The organism is Citrobacter sp. NCU1, from assembly GCF_010231475.1.
GTDB lineage: Bacteria > Pseudomonadota > Gammaproteobacteria > Enterobacterales > Enterobacteriaceae > Citrobacter_D.
This window is the reverse complement of sequence record NZ_NRDO01000082.1, coordinates 1-2,697: the sequence shown is the minus strand read 5'-3', so window position 1 is coordinate 2,697 and position 2,697 is coordinate 1. Positions and strand designations below refer to the sequence as shown.

Below are 2,697 nucleotides of genomic sequence, written 5' to 3'. Positions count from 1 at the left end.
GCGGGGGAGGTGGCTATTTACACAGACGAAGGCGACAGCATTATCCTCAAACGCGGGAATGCCATCGAGATACAGACTAAAAATCTGGTGGCGAATATGGAAACCTGCGTGCTTAACGCTACGGAAAAAATCACGCTGAATTCACCGCTGGTGGAGGCCACAGAGGATATGAGCGCCGGTGGTGACATGAGCGATAAAAAATCCTCAATGCAGGCAATCCGCGACACCTTCAATAACCACGATCACGAATACAACGACGGCACTACTGGCACTCCTAATCAGGAGATGTAAACCCCATGATTTTTTATCTCAACGGTCAACTGACCGATCCGACGGTTGTCGTTAATCCGCTTCCGCGTGCCGTCATTATTTCTCTTTTTTCGTGGCGCCGCGCCAATCCCGATGATAACGCCCCGGTGCCGATGGGGTGGTGGGGCGATACGTATCCGACAGTGACAGGTGATCGGATAGGCTCCCGGCTCTGGCAGTTGGGGCGGGAAAAAATCACCAACAACACATTGAACCGGTCCCGAGACTACGCAAATGAAGCGCTGCAGTGGCTTATTGATGATGGTGTAGCGGCGCGGGTGGAGGCCAGTGCCGTTCGCAGCGGTATGGATGAAGCGCAACTGACTATCGACATTTATCAGCGTGACGGTACGAACTGGAATATGCGATTCGACGAATACTGGAGACTTTTAAACGATGGCTGACAGCAATTTTTATCGCCCCCCACTGCCCGATCTTATTACCCAAATCCGCAATGATATTCTTTCCCGCTTCCAGCATGACGAGGTTTTACGCCGTGCAAACGCGGAGGTGTATTCCCGCGCCACGGCGGCGGCCGTCAATTCTCTTTACGGTTATCTCGATTATCTGGCACGCAACCTGCTGCCAGATTTAGCAGATGAATCCTGGCTCTACCGGCACGGGAATTTAAAGAAATGCCCGCGTAAAGAACCGGTCGCCTCTGCTGGCTGGGTGCGCTGGGATGGCGTGAACGACGGGATTACGGTGGCTGCAGGCGTGGAAATTCAGCGCGATGATCAGATGACGTTCATTGTTACCGTCGCCACCAATTCAGCCGGCGGCGTTATCCGCGTGCCGGTGGTGTGCGAAACGGCGGGCGCCGATGGCAATACCGATGATGGTACCGGCATGACTCTGGTTAGTCCGGTTTCTGGTCTGCCATCCCGCGGTGCGGCTGACACGATAAAAGGCGGTGCCGATCTGGAAGATATCGAACAGTGGCGCGCCCGAATCATCGATCGCTGGTATTACACCCCGCAGTCTGGCGCTGATCCTGATTATGTGGAATGGGCCAAAAGCGTGTCGGGTATTACCCGCGCCTGGACGCTGCGTAACTGGATGGGACCGGGTACCGTCGGCGTGCTATGTGCCACTGATGACGATTCCGACCCGGTACCAGGTGAGCAGCAAATTCAAAATGTTTATGACTATATTGAGCCAAAATCTCCGGTTGCTGGCTCCAGCCTTTTTGTTTTCGGCCCTGTAGTCAAAACAATCGATTTTCAAATCCTGATTAATCCCGATAACGCAGACACCCGCGCCGCGGTGCAGAGCGAGGTTAAAGCCTGGCTGAAACGTGATGGACAGCCAGCAGCCACGCTGGAAATGTCGCGCCTGGATGAAGCGATCAGCGCCGCATCCGGGGAGTACAGTCACAAGCGCATTTTTCCGGATGCCGACATTGTATTGGGAAACACTGAATTACCTGTTGCCGGAGCATTCGCATGGACACAGAGCAGTTAACGCAGAATTACCAGCAACAGTTACAAAATCTGCTGCCGCGAGGCCCGGCCTGGAGCGAAGACGACCCGTTGTTAGCTGGGCTGGCACCCGCGTTTGCCGATGTTCATCAAAGGAGTAATGACCTCATCAAAGAGAGTGATCCTTTACAAACCGTTGAAATGATTGACCGCTGGGAGGCTTGTTGCGGTTTGCCGGATTCCTGCTCTGTTCCTGGAACGGAAACGATAGCCCAGCGACAACAACGGGTGAATACAAAGGTGAACGCAGTCGGTGGTATTACCAAATCGTATTACCTGCAGGTTCTAAGCGATTTGGGATATCCGGACGCCACCATTACAACTTTCTCCGGGCAAGGATTTAAATCTACTTCGCCGTGTACCAGCGCGCTTTATGGGTATGACTGGAATTTTTACTGGCAGGTTAATTTCACCGAAACCACGAAAGTTTCGGGTATGACCTGTAAATCACGCTGCAACGAGGCGATCCGAACGTGGGGCGATACTGTCGCAGAATGCGTTATTAACAAAATATGCCCATCCCACACCATTGTTCTTTTTAGTTATCCGCCGGAGGCATTAAGTGCACCGTATTGACACTCCAACTGCGCAAAGAGATAAATTTGGCACAGGAAAAAATGGCTATACAGATGGCAATCCTCAGACGGGGGTGCCTGCAACGGATCTTACTTCGAGTATGTTTGATGCTCTGCAGGAGGAAATATGTGGAGTAATTGAATCTCAGGGAATGACGTTGGATAAAAGCGACAATGGGCAGCTTTTGGCTGCCATTGAATCTCTTTTGAATGCCAGATCTGTTCCTGCGGTAGATGACTTATATATCACTCGAGGGAGTACTGATCCTAATATCAAATGGCCAGGCACCACATGGGTATACCTTGGCGAAGGTCTGACCCTGCGCACCGCT

General features: G+C 52.3%; 3 protein-coding genes and 2 pseudogenes. All 5 read left to right on the top strand.

Going from position 1 to position 2,697, the window contains the following annotated elements:
- Positions 1-291, top strand: a pseudogene (locus CJP72_RS21535) (phage baseplate assembly protein V); the annotation flags it as partial.
- Positions 292-296: 5 nt separating this feature from the next.
- Complete coding sequence (locus CJP72_RS21530) at positions 297-713, top strand: phage GP46 family protein (protein WP_162383343.1); 417 nt, start codon at positions 297-299, stop codon at positions 711-713.
- Positions 706-1,773: a baseplate J/gp47 family protein gene (locus tag CJP72_RS21525; RefSeq protein WP_162383342.1), complete on the top strand. Its 1,068-nt coding sequence runs from the start codon at positions 706-708 to the stop codon at positions 1,771-1,773. The genes CJP72_RS21530 and CJP72_RS21525 overlap by 8 nt, the downstream gene beginning before the upstream one ends.
- Positions 1,755-2,366, top strand: a complete 612-nt coding sequence (locus CJP72_RS21520; RefSeq protein ID WP_162383341.1) for a YmfQ family protein — start codon at positions 1,755-1,757, stop codon at positions 2,364-2,366. The genes CJP72_RS21525 and CJP72_RS21520 overlap by 19 nt, the downstream gene beginning before the upstream one ends.
- Positions 2,353-2,697: pseudogene (locus CJP72_RS21515) on the top strand (hypothetical protein); the annotation flags it as partial. The gene CJP72_RS21520 and the pseudogene CJP72_RS21515, both read left to right, overlap by 14 nt.

What these genes read in the sequence shown, in the direction of transcription:
- CJP72_RS21530 (WP_162383343.1), top strand. Translation starts at nt 297, where the DNA reads ATGATTTTTTATCTCAACGGTCAACTGACCGATCCGACGGTTGTCGTT.
- CJP72_RS21525 (WP_162383342.1), top strand. Translation starts at nt 706, where the DNA reads ATGGCTGACAGCAATTTTTATCGCCCCCCACTGCCCGATCTTATTACC.
- CJP72_RS21520 (WP_162383341.1), top strand. Translation starts at nt 1,755, where the DNA reads ATGGACACAGAGCAGTTAACGCAGAATTACCAGCAACAGTTACAAAAT.